23 protein-coding genes are annotated in these 25794 nt (G+C 34.9%); 4 read left to right on the top strand and 19 right to left on the bottom strand.

Features of this window, described 5'->3' with window-relative positions:
* Positions 1–3: 3 nt before the first annotated feature.
* From GMA17_RS04145 to GMA17_RS04125, 5 genes are all read right to left on the bottom strand, one after another.
* Positions 4–837, bottom strand: a complete 834-nt coding sequence (locus GMA17_RS04145; protein ID WP_248399418.1) for a sulfurtransferase — start codon at positions 835–837, stop codon at positions 4–6.
* A 27-nt stretch (positions 838–864) separates the two neighbouring features.
* On the bottom strand, positions 865–1902 hold the full coding sequence (gene gshB, locus GMA17_RS04140) for a glutathione synthase (RefSeq protein WP_248399416.1): 1038 nt from the start codon (positions 1900–1902) through the stop codon (positions 865–867).
* Between the two features lie 51 nt (positions 1903–1953).
* On the bottom strand, positions 1954–3264 hold the full coding sequence (locus tag GMA17_RS04135; protein WP_248399414.1) for a dicarboxylate/amino acid:cation symporter: 1311 nt from the start codon (positions 3262–3264) through the stop codon (positions 1954–1956).
* Positions 3265–3302: 38 nt separating this feature from the next.
* Positions 3303–4358, bottom strand: coding sequence for a chorismate synthase (gene aroC / locus GMA17_RS04130; protein WP_248399412.1), 1056 nt, complete (start codon positions 4356–4358; stop codon positions 3303–3305).
* A 126-nt stretch (positions 4359–4484) separates the two neighbouring features.
* Positions 4485–7400 carry an FAD-binding and (Fe-S)-binding domain-containing protein gene (locus tag GMA17_RS04125; RefSeq protein WP_248399410.1) on the bottom strand — a complete coding sequence of 972 codons (2916 nt, stop codon included), beginning with the start codon at positions 7398–7400 and terminating at the stop codon, positions 4485–4487.
* Between the two features lie 137 nt (positions 7401–7537).
* Here GMA17_RS04125 and GMA17_RS04120 point away from each other — a divergent pair, with 137 nt between their 5' ends.
* The 3 genes from GMA17_RS04120 to GMA17_RS04110 all read left to right on the top strand — a co-directional run bounded on the left by GMA17_RS04120 (position 7538) and on the right by GMA17_RS04110 (position 10055).
* Positions 7538–8029 carry a hypothetical protein gene (locus tag GMA17_RS04120; protein WP_248399408.1) on the top strand — a complete coding sequence of 164 codons (492 nt, stop codon included), beginning with the start codon at positions 7538–7540 and terminating at the stop codon, positions 8027–8029.
* A 64-nt stretch (positions 8030–8093) separates the two neighbouring features.
* On the top strand, positions 8094–8975 hold the full coding sequence (locus GMA17_RS04115) for a sugar phosphate nucleotidyltransferase (RefSeq protein ID WP_248399406.1): 882 nt from the start codon (positions 8094–8096) through the stop codon (positions 8973–8975).
* A 3-nt stretch (positions 8976–8978) separates the two neighbouring features.
* A complete protein-coding gene (locus GMA17_RS04110; protein WP_248399404.1) occupies positions 8979–10055 on the top strand; it encodes a phosphotransferase enzyme family protein in 1077 nt (358 codons plus the stop codon).
* Here the strand turns inward: GMA17_RS04110 and GMA17_RS04105 are convergent.
* The 14 genes from GMA17_RS04105 to GMA17_RS04040 all read right to left on the bottom strand — a co-directional run bounded on the left by GMA17_RS04105 (position 10048) and on the right by GMA17_RS04040 (position 22936).
* Positions 10048–11454 (bottom strand): Gfo/Idh/MocA family protein, encoded by a 1407-nt coding sequence (locus tag GMA17_RS04105; RefSeq protein ID WP_248399402.1) that lies wholly within the window; start codon positions 11452–11454, stop codon positions 10048–10050. The two genes, GMA17_RS04110 and GMA17_RS04105, sit on opposite strands and share 8 nt — an antisense overlap.
* Before the next feature lie 75 nt (positions 11455–11529).
* On the bottom strand, positions 11530–12669 hold the full coding sequence (gene bshA / locus GMA17_RS04100) for an N-acetyl-alpha-D-glucosaminyl L-malate synthase BshA (RefSeq protein ID WP_248399400.1): 1140 nt from the start codon (positions 12667–12669) through the stop codon (positions 11530–11532).
* An 88-nt stretch (positions 12670–12757) separates the two neighbouring features.
* Positions 12758–15673, bottom strand: coding sequence for a glycoside hydrolase family 3 N-terminal domain-containing protein (locus GMA17_RS04095; protein WP_248399398.1), 2916 nt, complete (start codon positions 15671–15673; stop codon positions 12758–12760).
* 112 nt (positions 15674–15785) lie between these two features.
* Positions 15786–16652, bottom strand: coding sequence for a hypothetical protein (locus GMA17_RS04090; RefSeq protein WP_248399396.1), 867 nt, complete (start codon positions 16650–16652; stop codon positions 15786–15788).
* 24 nt (positions 16653–16676) lie between these two features.
* Positions 16677–17162, bottom strand: coding sequence for an ABC transporter ATPase (locus GMA17_RS04085; protein WP_248399394.1), 486 nt, complete (start codon positions 17160–17162; stop codon positions 16677–16679).
* Positions 17156–17362 (bottom strand): hypothetical protein, encoded by a 207-nt coding sequence (locus tag GMA17_RS04080; RefSeq protein ID WP_248399392.1) that lies wholly within the window; start codon positions 17360–17362, stop codon positions 17156–17158. Before GMA17_RS04080 ends, GMA17_RS04085 begins: the two co-directional genes overlap by 7 nt.
* A gap of 62 nt (positions 17363–17424) precedes the next feature.
* Positions 17425–17607, bottom strand: coding sequence for a hypothetical protein (locus tag GMA17_RS04075; RefSeq protein WP_248399390.1), 183 nt, complete (start codon positions 17605–17607; stop codon positions 17425–17427).
* The gene (locus tag GMA17_RS04070; protein WP_248399388.1) at positions 17607–17822 is read right to left on the bottom strand and encodes a hypothetical protein; all 216 of its coding nucleotides are present in this window, start codon (positions 17820–17822) and stop codon (positions 17607–17609) included. Before GMA17_RS04070 ends, GMA17_RS04075 begins: the two co-directional genes overlap by 1 nt.
* Before the next feature lie 4 nt (positions 17823–17826).
* Positions 17827–18618 carry a (Fe-S)-binding protein gene (locus GMA17_RS04065; protein ID WP_248399386.1) on the bottom strand — a complete coding sequence of 264 codons (792 nt, stop codon included), beginning with the start codon at positions 18616–18618 and terminating at the stop codon, positions 17827–17829.
* A gap of 9 nt (positions 18619–18627) precedes the next feature.
* A complete protein-coding gene (locus GMA17_RS04060; protein ID WP_248399384.1) occupies positions 18628–19074 on the bottom strand; it encodes a phosphoheptose isomerase in 447 nt (148 codons plus the stop codon).
* 12 nt (positions 19075–19086) lie between these two features.
* On the bottom strand, positions 19087–19392 hold the full coding sequence (locus GMA17_RS04055; RefSeq protein WP_248399383.1) for a hypothetical protein: 306 nt from the start codon (positions 19390–19392) through the stop codon (positions 19087–19089).
* 87 nt (positions 19393–19479) lie between these two features.
* Positions 19480–20793 carry a (Fe-S)-binding protein gene (locus GMA17_RS04050; protein WP_248399381.1) on the bottom strand — a complete coding sequence of 438 codons (1314 nt, stop codon included), beginning with the start codon at positions 20791–20793 and terminating at the stop codon, positions 19480–19482.
* Between the two features lie 12 nt (positions 20794–20805).
* A complete protein-coding gene (locus tag GMA17_RS04045) occupies positions 20806–21753 on the bottom strand; it encodes an MlaD family protein (protein WP_248399379.1) in 948 nt (315 codons plus the stop codon).
* A gap of 55 nt (positions 21754–21808) precedes the next feature.
* Complete coding sequence (locus GMA17_RS04040) at positions 21809–22936, bottom strand: N-acetylmuramoyl-L-alanine amidase (RefSeq protein WP_248399377.1); 1128 nt, start codon at positions 22934–22936, stop codon at positions 21809–21811.
* A gap of 86 nt (positions 22937–23022) precedes the next feature.
* On the opposite strand from GMA17_RS04040, the gene GMA17_RS04035 reads away from it, so the two are divergent.
* Positions 23023–25776 (top strand): putative LPS assembly protein LptD, encoded by a 2754-nt coding sequence (locus tag GMA17_RS04035; protein WP_248399375.1) that lies wholly within the window; start codon positions 23023–23025, stop codon positions 25774–25776.
* Positions 25777–25794: the final 18 nt, after the last annotated feature.

Genomic DNA, 25794 nt, shown 5'->3' with positions numbered 1-25794 from the left:
ATTTTATTCTGGTATTAAACTTCCCCATTCTGTCCAAGAACCATCATATATCACCAAGTCGTGATAACCAGCCAGTTCTGCGCCTAGTGCTAAAACACAAGCGGTTATTCCTGATCCACAAGAAAACGTAAGCGCATCATGTGGTTTAGCTATTTTAGAAAAAATAGTCCGTAATTCACTTTCAGATTTCATAATTCCTGAATCTAATAAGCTTTCATAAGGTATATTTACAGAACTCGGTATCGTTCCACGACGCAAACCTACACGTGGTTCACGGACCAAGCTTTTAAACCGTAACTCCGAACGTGCATCTACAACTAATCGTTGATTCAATTGAACGTTTTGCTGCATATCGTCAAAAAACACCATATGATTTTGGGGTTTTTCCGCTTGAAAATCACCTATACTTTTGACAGATTCATAATTGTTTAAAACTTCAAATCCTGCTGTTTTCCACGCTGGTAATCCACCGTTTAAAACTGCAACATTATGAAAACCAAAGGCTTTAAACAACCACCAAACACGCGCGCTTGAATAGATACCTTTATCATCATACACAACGAGAGTGCTATTTTGTTGAATACCTAATTGTTGGGCTTCATATTGAAATTGTTCTAATGTTGGAAATGTGGTTGGAAATGGCGCAGACACATCACTAAATTTTTGTTTTAAATTGAAAAACAAGGTGTTTGGAATGACTTCCTTTTTATGAACTACATCATCTAACTCTGAAACTTTTGGAATGGTTGCATCTAAAACAATAAGGTTAGAAGCATCTAAATGATTATGCAACCAATTTACAGAAACTAACGGTTTTTTAAGAGGTGAAAGCAACATAATGAGCGTGTTTTTAACTAAAGCTAGTTAAGCATCTTCAACCGTTTTACGCAAACGCGATCTCCGATTAAACGCTTCTACATTATCCAGTACTTTACTTTCTAGAAAATCGATAACCTTCTCTTCTACCCGATATTTGTTCTTATAAACTTTGTTGATATACGTTATTCCACCTGGCGACATCACATTTACTTCCACCAGCTTTCCTCCTATAACATCAATACCAACAAAATACAGACCATCTTTAACTAATTTAGGTCCAATTTGTTTACACAAAGCTTTTTCAGCTTTTGTCAATGTATGTTTTTGAACCGATCCGCCAGCAGACACATTAGAACGATGATCATCTGAGCCGGGAACGCGCTTCATAGCCCCAATGGGTTCACCATTGAGCATTAAAATGCGCACATCGCCTTCATCTGCACCTTCAATATAATCTTGAAGAATAACATAATTAGAAGTTCCATCACTACTATTTATATAAAAATCTAAAAGTGAATTAATATTGCTCATGGCCGATTTCTCTATAAGAATCACACCCGATCCACCAAAACCATTCAACGGTTTGATAATCATTTTATCAGCTTTGGATTCCTTAATTTGTCGGACTAAATAGTTCTTATTTTTAGATACGTGTGTATTTGGAATAATATTGCTGTGTGCATCACCAAAAGCCGCTGTATATAGCTTGTTATTCGCTTCACGCATGCCTTCTAAAGAATTAATAATAAAGACATCATCCTTAACCGAATCTAAAAAATTAAGCATAATTGGATCTAAAGGTGGATTTGCGCGAAAAAAAATAGCATCAAAACCAGCAAGCGGTAACATTTCTTCACGTAAAACTGCTTTTTTATAAAAGGCTTTTAAGGAAGCCGGTACTTTCTCCATTCGGTTAATTACGGTACAAAAAGCATTTGTAACGCTATTACGAATTGTTAAATTTGCAGGTGAACATAGTGCTACACCATGACCTCGCTTTACACATTCTTTTATCAAAGCGAGACTGGTATCATTTTCTGGGTCTATTTTCTCCCAAGGATACATTAAAAAACACACATTCATAAGCGTTACTTTACATTAATTAGTTACTAAAATAAGGCAGTAAATCAATTTTTACTTATTTTTTCGGGCATAATTATCATCCCAATTTTTAACGTCGGGATCACCAAGTTTTCCAACAGATTTAGCCACTATCATAGAAACAGCTGCATCACCCGTAATATTTACTGTGGTTCGGCACATATCAAGCGGTCTATCCACGGCAAAAATTAAAGCCAATCCGGCTTCTGGAATTCCAGCTTGAGCTAAAACTATGACGAGCATGACCATTCCTGCGCCAGGTACAGCAGCACTACCAATTGAGGCCAAAGTTGCTGTAGCAATAATCCCTAATTGCACACCAAAACTTAAATCCATACCAAAAGCTTGCGCAATAAAAACAGCTGCTACGGCTTGGTATAAACTGGTTCCATCCATATTGATGGTTGCTCCAATAGGTAATACAAAGCTGGTAACTTCTTCATCAACGCCTAAATGCTCTTCAACACGTTCCATAGTTACAGGTAAGGTAGCGGCACTACTACTGGTTGAAAAACCTAATAATTGTGCAGGCGCTATTCCATTAAAGAAAAACTTCGGTGTTCGTTTAGTTATAACAAAAACTAAAGCGGCATAAACAGCCATCATAAGCGCTAAACCTAAAATGACACAGAATGCGTACCAGCCAAGGGCTTTAAATAAATCGGCACTAGGCGCTTCTACTACTAAAGCTGCTAATAGAGCAAAAACACCATAAGGAGCGGCAAGCATTATTAAATCAATTAGCTTGAGTATTACTTCATTAAAACTATCAAAAAATTGTTTTACAGGCTCTGATTTTTCTTCTGGAATTAATATCAATCCTAATCCAAAAAGAATAGCAAAGAAAATAACCTGTAGCATGTTGCCATTATCACTGGCTGCTTGGAAAATATTGCTTGGTACTAAATCCTCCAAAGCCTGCAAAGGTCCCGCATTTTTTTGCTTTTCAGCATCGGCAATTTTACCTTCAGCATCAGACTTATAACTTTCTACGAGTTCGGTTCGGGTTTCTTCGGAAATAGATTTACCAGGCTGAATGATGTTCACCACAGCTAAACCTATTGATACGGCTATGAGCGTCGTAACAATATAAATTCCAATGGTTCTGCCTCCCATTTTCGATAATTTGGAAATATCCTTTAAATCTGAAACACCTTTAATTAAGGATGCTAATATTAAAGGAACGGCAATAAGTTTCAATAAATTGATAAAAATTGTTCCGAAAGGTTTAACCCAATCCGTTATTATTTGGCTTCCAAATTCGAATTTGGACATAATTAAGGCGAAAGCAACACCTAAAACCATTCCGAGTATAATTTGCCAATGTAATGCGAGTTTCTTCATAAATCGTTAATCTAAATCGTTATAGTTTTACTGTATTATTATACTTTATTTAAGAGAAAATAATCCGCTAACACCAATGCTGCCATAGCTTCAACAATGGGTATTGCTCTTGGAACAACACATGGATCATGGCGTCCTTTTCCTTGCATGTCCACTAGTTCTCCACTTGAATTTAAAGCTTCTTGTTTCTGAATAACCGTTGCTACAGGTTTGAAGGCCACACGGAAATAAATATCCATGCCATTACTTATACCTCCTTGAATACCGCCAGATAAGTTGGTTTTTGTAGAACCATCTGCATTAAATAAATCGTTATGTTCGGTACCGGTCATTTTTGCACCACAAAAACCACTGCCATATTCAAAACCTTTTACGGCGTTTATGGACAACATGGCTTTCCCTAATTCAGCATGAAGCTTATCAAAAACAGGTTCACCTAAACCTATAGGTACATTTTGTAACACGCAGGTTATGGTTCCTCCTATCGTATTACCTTCTTTTCGGATGGCTTTAATTTTTTCAATCATCCGGTCTGCGGTAACGGCATCTGGACAACGGATGGCATTGGATTCAATTTTCGAAAAATCTAAATCCTGATATGGTTTTTCTAAAAATATATCCCCTACAGATGATGTATAGGCATGAATTTTCACCGATTTCAAAACTTGTTTAGCTAAAGCTCCCGCCACTACTCGAGAAGCGGTTTCACGCGCTGAACTACGACCACCACCACGATAATCCCGAATACCATATTTTTTATCATATGTATAATCCGCGTGACTTGGGCGGTAAACATCCTTGATATGAGAATAATCTTTAGATTTCTGATTCGCATTTTGAATAGTAAAGCCAATTGGTGTCCCCGTTGTTTTGCCTTCAAAAATTCCAGATAGAAATTCAACAGTATCCGGTTCTTTACGTTGAGTGACGATTTCAGATTGACCAGGTTTTCGTCTGTTTAACTCTTGTTGAATAGCATCAAAATCGACTTCCAATCCAGGAGGACAACCATCAATAATTCCACCGATGGCTAGGCCGTGCGACTCGCCAAATGTTGTTAATTTAAATAAATTTCCGAAGGAATTTCCTGCCATACAACCAATTTTTTGTAGCTAATGTAATTGTATTATCACAGAAACAAAAATGGATTTTTAATTAGCTGCCAAATTTATTTCCCTTTTTATAAAGAAACCATAATCAACTCTTTAAAAATAAGCAACTTACAACAACGCTTGTTTTAGTATAGATATGGGGTGAAATGCCACACGATTTGTACCATCTTTAATCTGATGTCTGCAACTAGTGCCATTGGCAGAAATTATAGTTTCTGCGGTAGCTTTTCTAACAGCCGGAAACAGTGTTTGCTCACCTATTTGCATACTCACCTCATAATGTTCGGTTTCATAACCAAAACTTCCAGCCATACCACAGCAACCACTTGGAATAATGGTTACACGATAGTTTTTGGGTAAATTTAAAATATCAAAACTTGTTTTCTGATTGCTTAGCGCCTTTTGATGACAATGCCCATGAAACTTAATAGTTTTGGTTTCTGTAGTAAACTGATCCGGTTTTATATTTCCTAATATGATTTCATTTTGAAGAAACTCTTCAATTAAAAAACAGTTTTTAGCGAGCTTTTTGGCTGCATCTTTATTATCTGCTAATTTGATATACTCATCACGAAACGTTAAAATAGCCGATGGCTCGATACCGATTAATGGTGTTGTTTCTGAAATAACTTCAGAAAAAATAGACACGTTTTTATTAGCAACTTTTTTAGCCTGTTCCAGAAACCCTTTAGACAAAAAAGCACGACCAGATTCCTTATGTTTTATAAATTTCACATCGTAATTAAGAGTCTTTAAAAGTTGCAAGGCGTCTTGACCAATTTCGGAGTCTAGGTGATTTGTAAATTCATCATTAAAAATATAAACGATTTTAATTGAATTTGAGTTAATGATTTTATTTACAGGCTTTTGACTGTATTTATATAAACTAATACTTGACAATAAAGGCAAGCTTCTTTTAGCAGCTATTCCTAGCATTTTTTTAATAATAGAACTTGTTACTGCATTTGAAAAGATAAAATTAGTAACACCCGAAAAACGCCTTCCATAGGCATTCAATTTATTGTTATATGCGAATAGTTTCGTCCGTAAACGACTTCCATTTTCCTTCTGATATTGATACTCAAATTCCGCTTTTAAACTCGCAACATCCACACTGCTTGGACATTCACTTGCGCATGCTTTACAACTCACACATAAATCAAAAACAGCCTTTAATTCATCATGATTAAACTTGTTCGCTTTATTGGAAGTCGTTAAAAACTCACGTAACGCATTGGCACGTGCTCGTGTGGTATCTTTTTCATTTCGGGTAGCACGATAACTTGGACACATGGTTCCGCCAAATTCAGGTAGTTTTCTACAATCGCCAGATCCATTGCATTTTTCGGCTTCCCGCAAAATCCCTAATGATGCCGAAAAATCTAAAACGGTTTCAATTTCAGGCTCATGACGTCCTGGAACATAGCGTAAATTGTCATCCATGGGAAACGCATCAACAATTTTACCTGGATTGAAAATAGCATTAGGATCGAAAGCGTGTTTTATCCGTTTTATAATGGCATAATTTGCATCACCAATCATAAGTGGTATAAATTCAGCTCGAACAATACCATCACCATGTTCGCCACTCATAGAGCCTTGATACGACTTAACAAGCTTGGCTACATCTGTAGTTATTTTTCGAAATAAAACAACGTCTTCCTTTTGCTTTAAATTTAAAATAGGTCGCAAGTGCAACTCACCGGCTCCAGCATGTGCATAATAAACCGCCTTTTGGTTATAGCTGTTCATAAGCTTGGTAAAATCTGAAATATAATGTGCCAAATCAGGTATGGCCACGGCGGTGTCTTCAATACAGGCTGCCGATTTTTTATCACCAATCATGTTTCCCAACAGACCTAGTCCAGCTTTTCGTAATTCCATAGCTTGATTAATGGCATTACCTTGAAGTACCACTTGCGCATAACATAATCTTAAATTAGTAATAGCTTCACGCAGATTTTGGATTTGTTGGTTTAAATCTGATTCTGAATGAGCTCTCACTTCACACATTAAAATAGCTTCTGGATCGCCTTCAACAAAATGTCTATTTTCCTGTTGTGTTTTATTGTGTTTGGTTAAATCTAAAATGGTTTTATCCATCATTTCGCAGGTATGCAAATCATGATACATAACAGCTTCAACGGATTTCAAACAGGATTCAATGGAATCAAAATGCAAGCATATTAAGGCAGATTCCTTTGGCGGCAATGCATCTAATTGTAATGTTATTTCAGTTGTAAATGCTAAAGTTCCTTCGCTTCCAGTTAATAGTTGACACATATTGAAGCGTTTATTTGAATTTGAAAACACATCCGAATCAATTAATTTATCAATAGCATAGCCTGTATTTCTACGATGAATTTCTGGTTTCGGAAATTCTTTTATAATTTCAGATTGAACAATTTCAGAAGCAAGTTCTTGATAAATTGATTTATAAATGTGTCCTTCCAATGTGGGCTGACGTTTTTTTATATGAAATTCTTCTTTTGAAATTTCTGAAAAAATAGCATCACTTCCATCGCTTAAAATAGTTTTAAGTTGCTTTACCTTATCTCGTGTAACACCATACTGAATGGACGTCGTTCCCGATGAATTATTGCCTACCATGCCACCAATCATGCAGCGATTTGATGTGGACGTATTTGGTCCGAAAAACAAGCCGTACGGTTTTAGATAATTGTTTAACACATCCCTAACTACACCAGGTTGAACGGTTATAGTTTTTTCAGTTTCATTAAAACGTATAATCTGATTAAAATGTTTGGACACATCAACTACAATTCCCGTTCCCACACATTGCCCAGCTAAAGACGTTCCAGCAGTTCTAGGAATTAAAGCTGTTTGATGCTTTTTAGCAAACTGAATCAGCGTTTTAAGGTCATCATTATCTTTCGGGTATGCCACTGCAAGCGGCAACATTCTGTAAACAGATGCATCCGTTGCGTATAATGATTTCATTAAATCATCAAAAAAGAATTCACCTTTTAGAGTTTGTTTTAATTCTAATAAATACTGCTTCAATGTATTAGTTATTTATGGCACTTTAAAGCTAACAAGAATTTCAATATAATAGCAGTTTTAACGTTATTTTTACAAAAAATATGGGCTAATATTTTATATTAAACGTAGATATAGTAATTAAACAATTAAAAAAAATTATGAAGAATACATGTATGGCTATTTTAGTCGGTTTAGGTTTTATTGCAACAGGTTTTGCACAGGAAATTTCTAAAAATGCTATTGGTTTGCGTTTAGGCGATAGCGATGGTTTTGGTGCTGAAGTATCCTACCAACGCGCCATAGGCGACAACAATCGTTTAGAATTTGATTTAGGATGGCGAGATGGAAGTGATTATGATGGTTTTAAATTAGCTGGATTATACCATTGGGTTTGGAATATTGAAGGAGGTTTTAACTGGTACGCTGGACCAGGATTAGGTTTTGGTGCTTACAGTTTTGACCATTATCACGGCCGAAAAGACAGTGATGCTTTTGTTTTTTTAGCGGGTAATATTGGAATTGAATATAGTTTTGACTTTCCTTTATTATTATCACTAGATTTTAGACCAGAATTAGGTTTTGGTAATAGTGATTTTGACAATAACGATTTAGATTTTGATATTGGACTTGGTGTGAGATACCAATTTTAATAGCTTATTACAACAATAACTTAAAGCACGTTTTAATTGACGTGCTTTTTTTTACATTTGTTTTATGGTAAAAAAAACTTTAGCAATTATGGCTGCTGGCATGGGTTCCAGATTTGGAAGTCTTAAGCAAATACAACCCGTTTATGGCAATTTTTCCATCATGGATTTTAGCATTTATGACGCCATGCAAGTGGGCTACAACCATATCGTTTTTATAGTTCGGGATGAAATTGTAGAGCTTTTTAAAGACCGCTATGCCAACAAATTACCTAAACATGTTTCCTTGGATTTTGTCATTCAAAAAAATGACTTATCAGATTCTCGAACACGCAAGAAACCGTGGGGTACTGGACATGCTTTATTAGCTTTAAAAAAAACTGTTACCACTGACTTCACCTTAATAAATGCCGATGATTTTTACGGTAGAAACGCCTTTCAGCTCATGCATGACGCGTTGTTTAAGGATACTAATTTGAATCATTATTTGGTTGCATATGCATTAAAAAATACCTTGTCCGACAATGGAACAGTTTCGCGTGGCATTTGTCATGTAGATAAAAATCAAAATTTAATTAGCATTGAAGAGCTTACGGCTATTATGAAGAATGATGCAGGTGAAATTATATCTCAAACTAATTTAATGTCTGAAACCCTAAATCCAAACTCCTTAGTGTCTATGAATTTCTGGGGCTTTAAACAATCCGTTTTTAATGTTGCAAATGATTTGTTCCTGAAATTCTTACATACGATTACTGATTTTGAAAAAGACGAATTTTACATCACCTATATTATTAAGCATCTAATTGAAAATAGTCCAAATAGTATTCAAGTATTAGCAACGGACAGCTCTTGGTTTGGCATGACCTATTCAGCGGATGAAACTTCAGCACGTGAAAATATTAAAACACATATAGACAGCAATTTCTATCCCAAAAAACTATGGTAGACCATGCATAAACTAGATAACATCTGCGAGGCTTTTGGAATAGAAACGCCATTAAAGTCAATTGAAACGTTACAATCTGGACATATAAATGATACATATTTGGTCACCCAACAAAATGACGAGAAGTTTATCATTCAAAAGTTAAACAGTCTTGTTTTTAAAGATGCCAAAGCTGTTATTGCCAATAAAATTGTGGTTTCAAAACATTTACATGCGAATTACAAAAAAACAAACTCACATTATCAGTCGGTAAATTATTTAAAAACGACGCAGAATGCCTATATATTTCAGGATGAAACGTGCTATTGGAATGTTATGCAATTTATTCCCAATGCTATTACTATGGATAGAGCAGAAACACCCGAAATAGCATTTGAAGCAGGAAAACTATATGGCGATTTTATTTTAAATACGGAGTCTATTTCACCAGAATCCATTACTGAAACATTAAAAGATTTTCATAATGTGCCTTTTAGGTTCACACAATTTGAAACTGCTCTAAAACTTGCAAAATCTAATCGGTTAGAAGCGGCTGCCGATTTAATAGCGTTCATAAAAAAGCATGCAACAAGCATGAGTGCTCTTGCCAGTTTGCAGGGTAAAAACCACTTCCCTATTCGGATTACACATAATGATGCTAAATTATCCAACATTCTATTTGATAACCAAAATAAAGGTTTAGCGGTTATTGACTTAGATACGGTCATGCCTGGATTAGTACATTATGACTTTGGGGATTCTGTACGTTCCATTTGCACCAAATCAACGGAAGATGAAACAGATTTATCTGAAATTTACATTGACTTAGAGTTGTATGAAGCCTATTGCAAAGGCTTCGCTTTAAAAACAAAGTCTATTTTAAAACCAGAAGAAATTGAAAATCTACCTTTAGGAGTTCAAACCATCATTTTTATAATGGGTTTACGTTTTTTAACCGATTACTTAAATAACGATATATATTATAAAACGACATATGAAAATCATAACTTGGATCGCGCATTAAATCAATTTACTTTGTTACAATCCGTACTTGACAATTTGGAATCCATAGAGCTTATTACGAAGCAACATTTTACATAATATCGCGCAATATTTCATTTTTCCTAGGTGTTTCCCAGGTTCCTCCTGTAAAATCAGGGATTTTTGTACTCGCGCTATTATTGGCTACAGACATTTCGGATAACGGTGTAATAGCACTCCACATAACACTATCATATAAATTAATATCTAAACGTAATCCTTGATTTAAGCAACGCATCATTCTATAAATCATTACGAAGTCCATTCCGCCATGACCAACGGCATTAGCATCAATTTGCGTTCGTAATTTTTTCCAAAGTGGATGATCATAGCGTTCGCGATAATCTTTGTATTCTTCATCTTTTAACCATGAATGTCCCCACTGCAATTCCTCATGACCAACATATAATCTGGATGGATATCCTTCATGAACTGCTTTTGTTCCTGTAACCGTGTTTAGTCTGGAATAAGGTCTTCCCGTATGTGTGTCAAATTGAAGCATAATGGTTTTACCTTTTTTCGTTTTAATTAACGAGGTATTCATATCCCCACAAGCAAATTTTTGGGTTTTATAATTTTCTGTTTTTGCAGCTTCACTTAAACTTTGTTCTCTAGAACTCATACTCACCAAATGATCATAGTTATCACCACGACCAATATCCATATAGGCGCTCACAGGACCTAAACCATGACCCGTATAAAAATTCCCATTATTGGTTTCATGATGTTTTATGCGCCACTGATTTTCATAATAATTTGCATCGAGCATATGCTTCCGTAAATCATGAATATAAGCACCTTCCGCATGATTAATATCTCCAAAGATGCCTTCATTAATCATATTTAATATCCAGAGTTCTTCGCCATTAAAGCAGCAATTCTCCATATACATGCAATGTTTCTTGGTGCGTTCGGCTACTTCAATAAGTTTCCAGCAATCGTCCAAGGTCAAAGCCAATGGCTGCTCGCAAGCAACGTGCTTATTATTTTCCATACCATATACGCACATTTCCGTATGGAAATTCCATGGCGTTGCAATAATTAGAATATCAATATCGTCCCGTTTGGCCATTTTTTTCCATGCCTTTTCATCACCAAAATACAGATCGGCACCTTCGGGTTGGATTGTTTTTAAGTAGTCGTTATTTTTTGTGACTTTGTCTTCTTTTAAATCAGAAAGGGCTACAATTTCAGCATGATTGTGTTTGATTAAATATTCAAACATCTGAATTAATACAGAGCCTCTATTTCCCATACCAATCATACCAACACGCACCTTATCAATAGGTTTGTCGGCAAAATTCACCATATTTCCTTGCGCTTTATTGGATCCTAATAAGGCATTTACAGCATCGACTTCTTGAAGATTTTCGCGATTATTTCCAGCAAGTAATGTGGGTGTAAGACCTAAAAAAAGCCCAGCTCTTGCTGATAGGTTTAAAAATGATTTTCTATTCATTTTATAGCGGTTTTGAAGTTTACCCCAAGTTATAAAATAAAAGTAAATAAAAAATTTTCTTTCCTAAAAAGTAAGTTAGTTTAGGCCTTTACTATTGGCTAGCGTTTTTTGATAAATAGCCTCATATTGATGAACTATTTTAGAAATCTCAAATTTACTAGCTTGTTTTGTAGCCTGAAGTTTAAAAGTATTAAGTGTCTCTGTATCCTTTAAAATAGCCAATGCATTTTTACTCATGTCTTCAATATCGCCAACATCACTTAAATATCCAGAAACACCTTGGATATTTACTTCTGGTATTCCTCCTGAATTACTAGAAATAACAGGCACTCCAGAAGCCATAGCTTCTAAAGCTGCTAAACCAAAACTCTCGGTTTCCGAAGGTAAAATAAACAAATCTGAAAAACATAAAATACGGTCAACTTCATTACTATTTCCTAGAAATACGACTTTATTTTCTATGCCTAAATCAATTGCTAATTGTTCTGCTCCTTCTTTTTCTGGACCTTCACCAACCATCATGAGTTTGGCAGGTATTTCTTTCTGAATGTTGTAAAATATTTTAACAACATCGGCAATGCGCTTTACTGGTCTAAAATTACTTACATGCGTTATAATCCGTTCATCTTCGTGAGCCATCATAGCACGCTGGCAATCGGAAAAAGGGCTGTTATATTTCCCAACATCTATGAAATTGGTAATAACTTCAATGTCATTTTTTATATCGAATAACCGAAGCGTATCACGTTTTAAACTCTCTGAAACGGAAGTTACCGCATCCGATTGATTAATACTGAATGTGACAGCTGTTTTATAAAAAGGATGACTCCCCACCAACGTTATATCTGTTCCGTGCAAGGTTGTAACAATGGGTACGTAAATACCTTCTTCCTGAAGCATTTTTTTCGCCATATAGGCTGCATAAGCATGAGGAATAGCATAATGAACGTGTAACACTTCTATTTTATGAAGCTTTACCATGTCAACTAACTTACTAGATAGCGCTAACTCATAAGGCTGATAATGAAATAACGGATATTCTGGGACTGTTACCTCATGGAAATGGACATTACTACCCAAAAGCTCTAAGCGAACCGGTTGTTTGTAGGTAATAAAATGGACTTCATGACCACGTTTTGAAAGCTCAATTCCTAATTCTGTAGCTACAACGCCACTACCTCCAAACGTTGGATAACACACGATTCCTATTTTCATTCCCTTACTTTTCTATTAAAATTTCAATTTTTGATATCTATCAAACTTGGTCGTAATAAAACGATTTTCTATACAAACTGATTCAAAATTAATCGATAATCGCCTCATAAATTAATTCCTGAATGTCCGTTCTAATATTTTCCTTTAATAGCGTGTTTGTTCCAGCATTAGGATAGGTTCTATTGGCTAAAAACACATATACAATTTCCTCTTCTGGATCTGCCCATGCGTAAGTACCTGTAAACCCGGAATGTCCAAAACTAGACATAGAAATACAACCACAAGTTGGGCCAGACTCCCCTAATTGAGGCTTATCAAAGCCAACGCCTCGACGGTTATCTTTATCGCAATAAAAACACGTGTTGAATTTATCTAATGTTTCTGGTTTAAAATAGCGCTTTCCGCCATAAAAGCCTTTCTGCAAATAGGTTTGCATAATTTTAGCAACATCATTAGCGTTACTAAAAATTCCTGCGTGACCACCTACGCCTCCTTGCATGGCTGCTCCCATATCATGCACATAACCTTGTACTTTTTGATAACGGTAATAATCATCTATTTCTGAAGGCACAATATTTATATCACTAAATTTACTATTTGGATTGTACGTGGTGTGATTTGCACCTATTGATTGATAAAAATGATCCTGAACCAATTCATCTAACCCCTTTTCGTAGTGTTTTTCTAAATATTTTTTAAGAATGTAATACGGTAAATCACTGTAACGATAGCGGAGGCTTTTTAATAAATCACTTTCTCTAATTATTTTTTGCATACTATCCTGATAATCGGCGCGCATGTATAATTCATTAGCCACTTTCACCGTAAATTTCCCGCCAAATTCTTTTCGATAATATTTAGGGTCTGGTTGTTTATTAGCGTCTAATGTTGCAAAATAAAATGGAATCCATGGACTTAAACGTGCATAATGAGACAGCATTTCCTTGATCGTGATATTCTTTTTATTAGAATTGGCATATTCCGGAAGTATTTTGGATAGTTTGGTATCCAATGAAACAATACCTTTTTCCTCCAATTCCATTAATAAAGGTAGGGTTGCCAATATTTTTGTTAATGAAGCTACATCATACATATCATTAAACTTCACAGGTTCTGCGTTGGCATCATAGGTATGTTTTCCAAAGTTTTTATTATAAATAACTTTACCTTTTCTGGCGACAAGTAACTGTACACCCGGTGTCATTTTTTCATCAACAGCACGTTGGGCTATTGCATCAATTTTATGAAGCTTTTCTGTGCTCATACCAACACGTTCTGGAATAGCATAACCCAATCGCGATAAGCTTGACAACGTTAACCCGTTGCCAACAACATAACCATTGCCAATAGAAACGGGTAAAGTGCCTTGTGCTTTTACAGCGCCAAAAATAATTTGGGCAGACGCATCCTGCGCAATTGGACTATTTTGATAACTCACGACAAGACCTTCAATGTTTTCTAATGTTTTGACGTTTAGTAATGCGTAAGGTCTTACAAAAACATCAAGTATAACGGTATTGGTTCGGGCTATTTCATAAAGCCAAACTAATTCTTTATCCGAAAACTCAAAACTTTTCCACGGATTATCATTGGAACGATGAAAACCAATGATTACGGTATTGTACGCCTTTAGTTTCTCTATAATTTCATCTAAATTATCGCCAGAAATTTCATGGACTTTTCCATATTTCTGAAGGCCTTTAAGAAAATGAGAACCATCATCATCTCCTAATTTTACATAGGCGATTTTTTTAGTTTCCAAATTGCGAATTGGTAAAATATCACCTTTATTTTTAACAACCGTAATGGCATTTTCCATGAGCTTTTCATAAAGCACATCATCTTTTGGTCTGTTTAAATCAGCCAATAGGTTTTCTAGTGCAACTGGTTTAAACTTATTTAGTCCAACCTTATACTTCGATTTTAATATCTTTTTAACTGAATGTGCTAATCGCTCTTCCGTAATTTCACCGGAATTGTAGGCATCTCTTATTTTATCAATTGCTTTTGGTACATCTTCAGAAATTAATAAAATATCATTTCCAGCTTGAAAAGCCGCTAAATCAATATCACCAGGGCTATCAAAGTTGGCAACCCCTTTCATATTCAGGGCATCCGTAAAAATAAGTCCTTTAAAGCCAAGTTGCCCTTTTAAAATATCTGTAATTACATGTTTGGATAATGAAGTTGGCAAACCATTTTCAGATTCCAAAGCAGGCACATTTAAATGCGCCACCATAACACTAGAAACACCATCTTTTATAAGTCGTTTGTATGGGTAAATCTCTATAGAATCTAATCGTTTTAAATCGAAATCTAAAGTTGGTAATGCTTTATGCGAATCGGTATCCGTATCACCATGACCAGGAAAGTGTTTGGCACTTGATAAAACACCAGCACTATGCATACCTTGCATAAATGCCGTAGCTTTTTCAGTTACATTATCACGATCTTCTCCAAACGACCGATTTCCAATAATGGGGTTTTTAGGATTGATATTGATATCTATATCTGGAGCAAAATTAAAATGTACGCCTAATCGTTTGCAATGCTCACCAATGTGGTATCCAGCTTTGGCAACCAATTGGTTGTCTTCAATAGCACCAAGCGTCATATTCCAAGGAAATGCATACGTAGAATCTAAACGCATACTTAACCCCCATTCTGCATCCATACCAACTAATAGTGGCACTTTTGAAACAGCTTGCAATTCATTATTAAACCGAGCTTGATTGATTGGATCTCCTTTTGAAAAAATAATACCACCAATATGATTATTCATAACCATTTGGCTGATTGTATTTTCATGTCTTAAATCCATGTTTGAAAATGCTTGAACCATAAAAAGTTGGCCAATTTTTTCATCTAGGGACATACCTCCGTATATACTATCCACCCATTTCATCTGCGCTTGAGCATCAGCGGTTAATAGTGGATCTACAGCTTGTGCATAAACAAACGAGTTTGAAACACTAAAAAGAACTAAAAGAATTAGTAAACGCATATATAAAAAGGAATTATTATTTAGATGTACATTAAAAACAGTGCCAAATTACCAATTTTAGGCAAAAGTAACATAGACTTTAAGATAGATTTATAACGGGAATAGCATTAAATTATTGACATTGTTTTTCGTATTCATCAAGAAATTCATGGTAACGCTTTAGCGCATATTTAGTATCCAAATCCCACACAAATAATTTTCGTTTGGATTTATCTAATTTTTTAGCTTCTGCTTTCTTAAACTTATTGTGTTCCTTTAAATCCTGTCGTGTTTTTTTCCTGTTTTCACTGGACTGCAAAATAACGGATTGCTCTTTTAAATAGGTTTGAAAAACGTCGCAATCTTTAGTAGGTACAGAAAAGGCTTTTATAAATTTATCATCCAAACTCCAAAAACTAAACAAGGAACCTACGGTAATGTCCTGCGGCATATAGGCATACTCTTGATCCTCATGCTTTAAATATACAAGTGGCGTTACAGACATCCCCGTATAAAGCGGTTTTTTACCACTATTTGGATCATGAAATAATACAGTAAGCACGTACATTTTTATGGTTCCATCACGCACTAAAGGCACGAGAATATCACGATTTTTGTAAACCGGATCCAAATTATTAGTAATTGTTTTTACTTTAATCATATCAAAAATAACAGGCTCCGAATCTATATCAAAAAGAGTAAGCGTCTTTATTGTACTTGTAGGAATTTTATAGGGTTTGGCATCTATAGATTCTTTTGCAATGAGGTTAGATCTGCCAGCTCGATTAGCTTCTAGATTTCGTAAACCCACTCCAAAACCACTAAACTCAAAGGTGCTCGCCTCTAAAAAATCTTTTAGAAGTAGCCGTTTGGTTTCGTTGTTGGTAAAGGTAATTTCTGCTAGATAAAAATCCTTTTTAATAAAAAAGATATCTATTTGCGCAAAACTATTTGCGGTGAAACAAAAAGTAATTATATATAATAACCATTTAATTTTCATGACGATAATATGCTGATGGATAGTTTATTTAACAAAACGTGAATGCCAGCTTTCACTTGCCGGAACTTCCCAATATTCTTTAAATTCAGCAATATTATTTACCAAGTTATTAAATACAATTGTGTTTTTAGAAACAGCTCTATCTTTAGCCATTTGTCGGAAATCGGTTAAGGTTTTATAAGCAACAAAATCGCCTTGCTTATAAGACACATTCATTTTATCCATTAAATCCACATTATATTCCTTTTCCAATCCTTGAATAAAATGAACAGATGCATCAATAGAACAGCCCGTTGCTTTGTTTAAGTTTTGATTTAATGCTAAAACAATAAATCGCTTATATTTAATGGTATAACCAGCCTGCAAATCACTTCCGTGAGCCGTCCAGTTTTCTACAAAAGTATTGAGTTTAGCCTCAATTTCTTCCAATTCGACCTCTGTGAATGTGCGATTTGCTTGGTATATCCAAACACGTGATTCGTCTGGTAATGTATTAAAGTCTACTAGCATTTTTTATTTTTTTTAGTATTACTAAAAACTGTTGTAAGTCCCATTATTAATCCAAAAAAGAAAAAATAGAACAAAAATTGATTTAAATTGAAGGGTTCCTTATCTAGATAATCGAAAGCAGCCATGCCCAGGGCAAATATAAAACCTTGGATTCCACCTGAAATTAACCCTTTTTTTATATTTTTTGAATTAATTTTCATAATAATCATGGTTTGTTATTTTGATTCTGCAAAACACCTCTCGGTTTTCAATTCCATGAAATTTATTTTTTCCGGTTACGAAGACGTACGAAATCAAGAACCAAAACGCCAATACCAAAAAACACAAATTGATAAATATATTTTACAAAGTGGGCTACATCATCAACATAATAATCATAAGCATAAATAGAACCAGCAACTGCCAATGCTGCTATTACGGCAGAAATGTAGTTTGCTTTTTTCACTACTGATCCTTATTGCGTTTCTGTTCCTCTTTTTGCACCTTTCGGTACGCCATATAGGCGTTAAAACAGCCAAATAGGACAAAGTGTAATGCAAATTTTAATATTGAAAATTCGCGTCCCATAAAATAATCGAATGTCACCATGACAAGGGCAAACATGATTCCAGAAATAACACCTAATTTTATATAAGTTTTATTTTTTTCAAAAAAGCTCATAATTCTATAAATCTTCAGCGTTAGCAATTAGTTCCGCAATATCCATAACTTCAATATTAGCTTCTTGGTCTTTGGCTTTAACACCATCGGTCATCATCGTATTACAAAATGGACAACCCGCAGCAATAATTTCAGGTTTGGTTTCCATGGCTTGTTCTGTACGTTCTACGTTTATTTCTTTATCGCCTTTTTCAGCATCTTTAAACATTTGCGCACCTCCTGCTCCACAGCATAATCCACGACTTTTACAGCTTTTCATTTCTACTAATTCAGCATCCAATTTACGAATTAGATCACGTGGTGCTTCATAAACACCATTAGCGCGACCTAGAAAGCAAGGGTCATGGAACGTAATTCGTTTGCCTTTAAATTGGCCACCTTCAATAGTTAAACGTCCATCTTCTAATAAGGATTTTAAAAATTGAGTATGGTGCATAACGTCATATTGCCCTCCAAGTTCTGGATACTCATTTTTCATGGTATTGAAACAATGCGGACAAGTGGTTACAATTTTCTTGATTTCGTAAGCATTCATTACTTCTATATTAGTAACGGCTTGCATTTGAAATAGAAATTCGTTTCCACTACGTTTTGCTGGATCGCCAGTACAACTTTCTTCGGTTCCCAGAACAGCAAAATCGACATTTGCTTTATTTAAAATTCGGACAAAAGCTTTAGTTATTTTCTTGGCTCTATCGTCAAAACTTCCAGCGCAACCAACCCAAAACAATACTTCTGGTTGTTTGCCTGCTGCCATATATTCTGCCATAGTTGGCACTTTTAGTTGTTCGCTCATAATAAATTCTTATTCATGTTGACCATCATCAAAAACTTGGATGGTGACTTTTTTATCGACTAAATCTGTAAATTTCCCTTTGTATTGCGTGGCCTTTACCAAATGGTTATCTATCCAGTGATAATTGCCGCCTCTTGGTTTGCCCATTAATAGGCTATGGAATTTAAATCCATGTTTATGTAGCCATTTTTCAGTAACATCCCGGTGGTCTTCAGTTCTGGAAGTGAAGAAACAAATTAAATGACCTTCGTCATACCATTTATTGCAGGTTATTAACGCATCTGGATAGGGTTCACATGTTCCCATGCGTTCAGGTTCTTCATTTGGCACATCTTCTGTAATGGTACCATCAATATCTATTAAATAATTTTTTACGCCTTCCGGTAAAATAGGACTTACTTTTTCGCCTGCTTCAACCTTTTCATGCAATAATTTATCTGCGTCTTCTCTTTTCATGCTATTCCTGCTTTATTCACTATTTTTTTGAAGGCTATCATTTTCGGTTTCCTTATTCATTTCTAAAAAATCATCTTTAGAGATTCGGATAATTATAGCGAGTTTCTTAATGCCGTTTTCCAAAATATTATCTGGATTGTAGCGTTCATTATAGGCGCGATTTAAGGCTTCGTTTCCAATATTAGTTGTTTGTTTTTCAGAACAATAATCGCAAAAAACCGTGGTTAATTTAATATCCGCTGCTTCCCTATTTTGATACGTGATTTCCGTATAAACTTTTATTTGTAAAGAATCCTTAGCATAACCTTGTGCGTGCATACTATTGATTCCAATAAAAAATACACAAACTAAAAGGCAATATGTTATCAGGTTATTTTTAATGATACTTCAATTTTAAAATAAGGGCTATTCGTTTTTCCAGTTTAAGCGATCCATTTGGTTATAAGGCCAAGGTGCCGCGTTATTTTCTATATTTGTCATCATATTATTTAATTCCATTGGGGCTGCACTTTCTTCCATTACCAAATAACGACGCATATCCATAATAATAGATAGTGGATCAATACTTACCGGACAGGCTTCCACACAGGCATTACAGGAAGTACAAGCCCATAATTCTTCACGCGTAATATAATTGTCTAATAATTGTTTTCCATCATCTTGAAAAACACCTTTATTAGCATCTATATTTTTACCTACTTCTTCCAGTCTATCTCGCGTATCCATCATAATTTTACGAGGCGATAGTTTCTTGCCTGTTAAATTTGCAGGACATTCACTAGTACAACGTCCACATTCTGTACAGGTGTAGGCATTTAATAATTGTACCCAATTTAAATCCTGTACATCACTAGCACCAAATTTTGCAGGCACCTCATTTTCATCTTCTTCAGCTGGTGCAGCATACGGATCGGCATCGGGATCCATCATCATTTTAACCTCTTTAGTAACAGCTTCTAAATTATCAAGCTGCCCTTTTGGCTTCACCTTACCATAATAAGTGTTAGGAAATGCTAATAGAATGTGTAAATGTTTTGAAAAATATAAATAATTAAGGAACCCTAAAATCCCTAAAATATGCAACCACCAAGCTGCGCGTTCAATTGCGTGAATCGTTGCCTCTGGTAATCCGTTAAATAGTGGAGCAATAAATTGGCTAATAATATTTCCCGATTCCATACTTTGGAATTTAAGATCTGTTGCGTTCATTACCAGGAATAATGCCATTAACACCATTTCAATATATAAAATAATATTACCATCATTTTTTGGCCAACCTGTCATTTCCGCTTTCCAAAAACGCTGAATTTTAATCACATTTCTACGCAACCAAAAGATAATAACAGAAACAAATACTAAAGCCGCTAATATTTCAAAAGATCCAATAAGGAAGCCATACACCGATGTCGGTAATATTTCAGAAAAAATTCTGTGTGAACCAAAAAGACCATCAATAATAATTTCCAAGACTTCAATATTAATTATAATGAAACCCACATAAACAATAACATGGAGAAATCCAGAAACGGGGCGTTTCACCATTTTACTTTGGCCTAAAGCAATATTAATCATGTTTTTCCAACGTTGTGATGTATTATCACTCACGTCCACATCTTGGCCTAGTTTAATGTTACGAAGTAGTTTTTTGACATTTTTAGCAAAATAGCCAATACCAATAATTAAGGCAATGGCAAACAGTATGTTTGGAATATAATTCATGGTTGGTTTGGTTTATTCTCTTGGACTTTCAGGCTTTTCGTAATCGTCTTTATTTTTTCCTCCAAATACAGATACATTAACGTAACGTTTTGGATTAAGTTTAACATCCTGCAACAGTTCTCTTAACTGTAGAGACGCTATTTCCAAGTTATTGTAAAGTTTATCATCCTTAAGTAATTTCCCCATTGTACCTTTTCCTTGTTCCACATCAGACAACAAAGCGTTCACGTTTGCTAAAGTGTTATCTAAATTAGCAAGGGTTGTTGAAAGATCCACTTCTTTTAAGCCATCTGTAAAAGTTGCTAGATTTCCACTTATGGAATCGAAGTTTTTTATTACTGCCGATAAATTTTCATCGTTTTTTTGCACCAAAGCCGTTACGGAATTAGATAGCATATTAAACGATTTAATAGTTTCATTTAATTCCGCAATAGCATTTCTTAATCCTTTTTCCGAATCATCTCTTAAAATATCATTAACACCGATGAGCAAGGTGTCTGCCGATTTTAAAGTTGTACCTAAATCTTGACTTATATCTGAAAAATTACCAGTTAATTGTTGGACCAATCCCATTTCCACTTCAGATGGGAAGGTCGTGCCATCTTCTGCAATTTCGCCGTCATTAGGGTCCACAATTGCAATAGCATTATCGCCTAATAAACCTGATGAATACAAGCGGATTTTACTATTTTTAGAAAGTTTCAAATCATTATCAACCGTAAAAGTAACACGGGTTTTAGCGGTTTCTGGAACGTATTTAATTTCTTTAATTTGACCAACCGAATTTCCTTTTATTGTAACGGGAGAAGATGATGCTAGCGCATTATAATCAAATTCTGTATAGTAGGTATTAGCGCCATCCAAAAGGTTTTTGCCCTGAAGGAAATTAATTCCAAAAATTAGAAAAACGATTCCTGATAGGACTAATATGGCAGTTTTAACTTCTTTAGATAGTTTCAAATTGATGATATTTGGTTATTAAACAAAATTAGAAATAAATTAATAAAGAATGTACTTAATTAGAAGATGTTTTTAGCACATTTGCTAAAGGTATGAGTTCTCCGTTTTTAAAAGCCACAATAAAACAGCCATTATAACCCTTGGCATCCGCTTCATTTTTATACCGCTTAGCCACATTATAATCTGACGTATCACCAAAATAATATTTATAAAGATTGCCTATTTGTTCTTTCGATATGGGATCCAACCCTTTAAAATTATAAGGTTTAGTCACAATATTACGCGAGCTTGCAGCAATTTGAATTTTAAATGTTATGCCTTCGTAAACATCAGGTATCTCTGTTGTTTTAATTGCATTTGCAATAGATTCATTCAATATTTCCGGTTGAAAAGAATCGCCAACATTACTGTCTAAATTGTTTTTATAATGCAGAATGGCGTCTTTTATAGCCATAGACATTTCATGTTGTCCTTTACCTGAATTGAGATAAGCACCTTCTGGTTTATAAGTTAAAAACCCCGTTTCAATTAATACACTTGGCATATACGTATTATGCAATACCCAAAATCCTGCTTGTTTAACACCACGACTTTTTCGGTTGAGTTTTCCTGTGAAATTAGTTTCAATATAACTCGCCAATTGTATGCTTTGATCCAAAAACTCCTCCTGCATAAGTGTTAACCCTATTAAAGATTCTGGTGAATTAGGGTCGAAACCTTCATAATGCTTCTCATAATCATCCTCCAAGAAAATAACTTCATTTTCTTTTTTAGCAATATTAAAATTTTGTTCATTGGCATGTAAACCCAACACAAAAGTTTCCGTTCCATGAGCACTATTTGTAAAAGCATTGCAATGAACAGACACAAATAAATCGGCATCGGCTTTATTTGCTATGGCAGCACGTTCACGTAATTTCAGGAAGACATCTGTTTTTCGCGTGTAGATAACTTCAATATCTTTATTTTTTTCTAATTCCTTACCTACTTCCAAAACAATATTTAAAGCAATATTTTTTTCCTTGTAACCATTCCCTAAATTACCGGGATCATGACCACCGTGACCAGCATCCAAGACAACTACAAATTTATCGGACTTGCTTTGCGAAAAGACGGAATTAACAGAAGAAACTGTTAAAAGCAATGTAAATAATAAGAAAGATATATAGGTATTCGTTTTCATATAGGATATAACAACTTTTTTAATAGTTTATTTTAATTTTGGAATTTTTGGATATATTAATTTAATCACAAAAAATATATGTAATTTTGGCAATTCAAAAACCGAGCCATACTTTTACAAAAATACATTTAAAAGCGTTGCGTACAAACAACTTTCACATACTTTTTGCCCTAAGTTTTACAGTGTTTATCAACACGTTTGGCTTTGCTCAAGATTTGCCAAAATCGGGAATACAGGTAGAATCAAGCACCGATAACGATAGCTTAAATGTGAGTGTTGGTGATGCTTTAAAACCAATAACCTCTGAAAAAGGACAAGACTCCACGCTTAATGATACGGTAAAGCCTAAGCAAGAGTTGCTTACGGGCCCCATAAAATACAGAGCTACAGATTATACATCCTTTAATAATAAGGAACAAAAATTGTACATGTACAATGAAGCCGAAGTGTATTATGAAGACATGGAACTTAAGGCTGGAATTATTGTTATTGATTATAATACCAATACAGTTTTTGCAAAAGGAATTATAGATTCCACAGGGTTATACACGCAAGCGCCTATTTTTAAACAAGCAGAAAATGAGGTGAAACCCGATTCTATAAAATTTAATACGGTTACAGAAAAGGCTTTAATTTATAATTCCAATACCCAACAAGGCGATATTAAAATATTTGCGCCTATTACCAAAAAAGTAAACGATTCTGTTATATTTCTCTATAAAGGTCGTTTTACAACAGCAAAAGATATTGAAAACCCAGAGTACTATTTTCAAGCGAGTAAAATAAAAATTGTACCTGGCGAAAAAATTGTGGTAGGAGTTACTAATATGGTAATAGCCGATGTACCAACACCTTTAGGTTTACCATTTGGTTTTTTTCCTTTAACAAATAAGCAAACATCAGGTGTTATTATTCCTACTTTTGGAGAAGAAAGTAATCGTGGGTATTTTATTCAGAATGGTGGTTATTATTTTGCGTTAAGTGATTATTTTGATTTGGCTGTCCTCGGTGACTATTACACAAACGGTAGTTATGGTTTACGAATGGAAAGTGCTTATGCCAGCAGGTATAAATTTCGTGGTAACTTGGGATTTCGGTATGAAAACCTCATTAATAGTGAACGTGGTTTTCCGGACTATGGAAAATCCAATATTTATAATATTCGTTGGTCCCATGCACAGGACCAAAAGGCCAATCCAAACTCACGGTTTTCAGCATCCGTCAATTTAGGAAGTAGTAAATATTACCAAACATCTATAAATCAGGTTAATGCTCCTAGTTTTTTAAATAATACATTAGCATCATCTGTATCCTATTCCAAAACCTTTCAAGGTGAACCCCAAGTTAATTTAAGTGCTACTGCTACCCATTCGCAAAACACAAATACTGAAGTCATTAATATGACATTACCTACTGTTCAAGCTAGTGTAAGTCGAATTTTCCCTTTTGCACCGAAAGAAGGAATTAAGAAAGGTATTATTCAGAATGTTAATTTTCAGTATAATGTACGTGCCGAGAACAGAATTCAAACTACGGATTCTCTATTTTTTAAAAAAGAAATGTGGGATAGTGCGGAAAATGGTGTTAAGCATACCATTCCTTTAACTACAAACTTTAAAGTTTTCAAATATTTAAGCTTAAGTGCTAGTACCTCTTATGACGAGACTTGGGTTTTTGAAACGGTTAATAAGTATTATGATCCCGATGAAAAGAAAGTAGTAACTGAATCTGAAAAAGGTTTTGATGCATTCCGTACATACAATTTTAATACCAGTCTAGGAACTACATTATATGGAATGTTCGATTTTAGAAAAGCAGGCAAAGACCCTAAAATTCAACAGATCAGACATGTTATGCGACCATCCGTGAGCTACAATATTAATCCGTCTTTCAGTAATTATTATCAAACTTATGAGGTGGTAAGTGCAGATGGTTTAACCGTTACAGAAGAGGAATATACGCGTTTTGAAGGTGGTATTTTTGGTATTCCAAATAACCGCTATTCAAGCTCTATTGGCATGAGCTTATCCAACAATATAGAAGCCAAAGTACGAAATCGTGATTCCACAGCAACCGAAGGTAAAAAAATAAAGCTCCTTGACAACCTGAATTTTTCAACAGCTTATAATTTGGCGGGAGATTCATTAAACTGGAGTCCATTAAGAATGTCTGGAGGTACACAGATATTAAACAATAAAATGTCTATAAACTTTGGGGCCACGTTGGATCCGTATGCTTTAGATAATAACAACTCCAAAATTGATAAGTTTAATATTGATAATGGTGGCAGTTTATTTCGATTAACAAGTGCCAATATCACCATGAGTTACTCCATTTCTAGTAATGATTTTGATGGCACAGAAAACGACCGAAGTACAGCAGAAAATTTGCGTAGTGGTGGTCGTGCCGATGATTTATTTGGTCGAGCACAAGATTTTTCAGACCAGAGCTATTATGACAAAGACGATGATGATAAGGAACGAACCCCTAGCAAGTTATATACCAATAAAATTCCGTGGAATATAAGGTTAGCTTATGCTGCAAACTACACGAATACACGAAGAGAGAATGAAATATCATCACATTCACTCATGTTTTCTGGTGATGTAGAAATTGCGCCCCAATGGACTTTTGGAGCTTCATCGGGTTATGATTTTAAAAACAATGGTTTTACTTACACCCAATTACGTTTTGAGCGCGATTTATTAAGTTGGCGCATGAATTTTAGCTGGGTTCCTTTTAGTACTAGAAGTTCGTGGTATTTCTTTATTGGGATTAAATCCAATATCCTGAAAGATATTAAATATGATAAACGACGCCAGCCTGACCAACGACTATAATGTATTCCAACACGATTA

Source organism: Bizionia sp. M204 (genome assembly GCF_023205095.1).
GTDB lineage: Bacteria > Bacteroidota > Bacteroidia > Flavobacteriales > Flavobacteriaceae > Algorimicrobium > Algorimicrobium hallyeonense.
This window is presented reverse-complemented; position numbering and strand designations above follow the sequence as displayed.

What these genes read in the sequence shown, in the direction of transcription:
- GMA17_RS04050 (WP_248399381.1), bottom strand. Translation starts at nt 20,793, where the DNA reads ATGAATTATATTCCAAACATACTGTTTGCCATTGCCTTAATTATTGGT.
- aroC (WP_248399412.1), bottom strand. Translation starts at nt 4,358, where the DNA reads ATGGCAGGAAATTCCTTCGGAAATTTATTTAAATTAACAACATTTGGC.
- GMA17_RS04065 (WP_248399386.1), bottom strand. Translation starts at nt 18,618, where the DNA reads ATGAGCGAACAACTAAAAGTGCCAACTATGGCAGAATATATGGCAGCA.
- GMA17_RS04115 (WP_248399406.1), top strand. Translation starts at nt 8,094, where the DNA reads ATGGTAAAAAAAACTTTAGCAATTATGGCTGCTGGCATGGGTTCCAGA.
- GMA17_RS04135 (WP_248399414.1), bottom strand. Translation starts at nt 3,264, where the DNA reads ATGAAGAAACTCGCATTACATTGGCAAATTATACTCGGAATGGTTTTA.
- GMA17_RS04085 (WP_248399394.1), bottom strand. Translation starts at nt 17,162, where the DNA reads ATGCTAGTAGACTTTAATACATTACCAGACGAATCACGTGTTTGGATA.
- GMA17_RS04055 (WP_248399383.1), bottom strand. Translation starts at nt 19,392, where the DNA reads ATGCACGCACAAGGTTATGCTAAGGATTCTTTACAAATAAAAGTTTAT.
- gshB (WP_248399416.1), bottom strand. Translation starts at nt 1,902, where the DNA reads ATGAATGTGTGTTTTTTAATGTATCCTTGGGAGAAAATAGACCCAGAA.
- GMA17_RS04105 (WP_248399402.1), bottom strand. Translation starts at nt 11,454, where the DNA reads ATGAATAGAAAATCATTTTTAAACCTATCAGCAAGAGCTGGGCTTTTT.
- bshA (WP_248399400.1), bottom strand. Translation starts at nt 12,669, where the DNA reads ATGAAAATAGGAATCGTGTGTTATCCAACGTTTGGAGGTAGTGGCGTT.
- GMA17_RS04120 (WP_248399408.1), top strand. Translation starts at nt 7,538, where the DNA reads ATGAAGAATACATGTATGGCTATTTTAGTCGGTTTAGGTTTTATTGCA.
- GMA17_RS04095 (WP_248399398.1), bottom strand. Translation starts at nt 15,673, where the DNA reads ATGCGTTTACTAATTCTTTTAGTTCTTTTTAGTGTTTCAAACTCGTTT.
- GMA17_RS04040 (WP_248399377.1), bottom strand. Translation starts at nt 22,936, where the DNA reads ATGAAAACGAATACCTATATATCTTTCTTATTATTTACATTGCTTTTA.
- GMA17_RS04060 (WP_248399384.1), bottom strand. Translation starts at nt 19,074, where the DNA reads ATGAAAAGAGAAGACGCAGATAAATTATTGCATGAAAAGGTTGAAGCA.
- GMA17_RS04070 (WP_248399388.1), bottom strand. Translation starts at nt 17,822, where the DNA reads ATGAGCTTTTTTGAAAAAAATAAAACTTATATAAAATTAGGTGTTATT.
- GMA17_RS04090 (WP_248399396.1), bottom strand. Translation starts at nt 16,652, where the DNA reads ATGAAAATTAAATGGTTATTATATATAATTACTTTTTGTTTCACCGCA.
- GMA17_RS04080 (WP_248399392.1), bottom strand. Translation starts at nt 17,362, where the DNA reads ATGAAAATTAATTCAAAAAATATAAAAAAAGGGTTAATTTCAGGTGGA.
- GMA17_RS04110 (WP_248399404.1), top strand. Translation starts at nt 8,979, where the DNA reads ATGCATAAACTAGATAACATCTGCGAGGCTTTTGGAATAGAAACGCCA.
- GMA17_RS04145 (WP_248399418.1), bottom strand. Translation starts at nt 837, where the DNA reads ATGTTGCTTTCACCTCTTAAAAAACCGTTAGTTTCTGTAAATTGGTTG.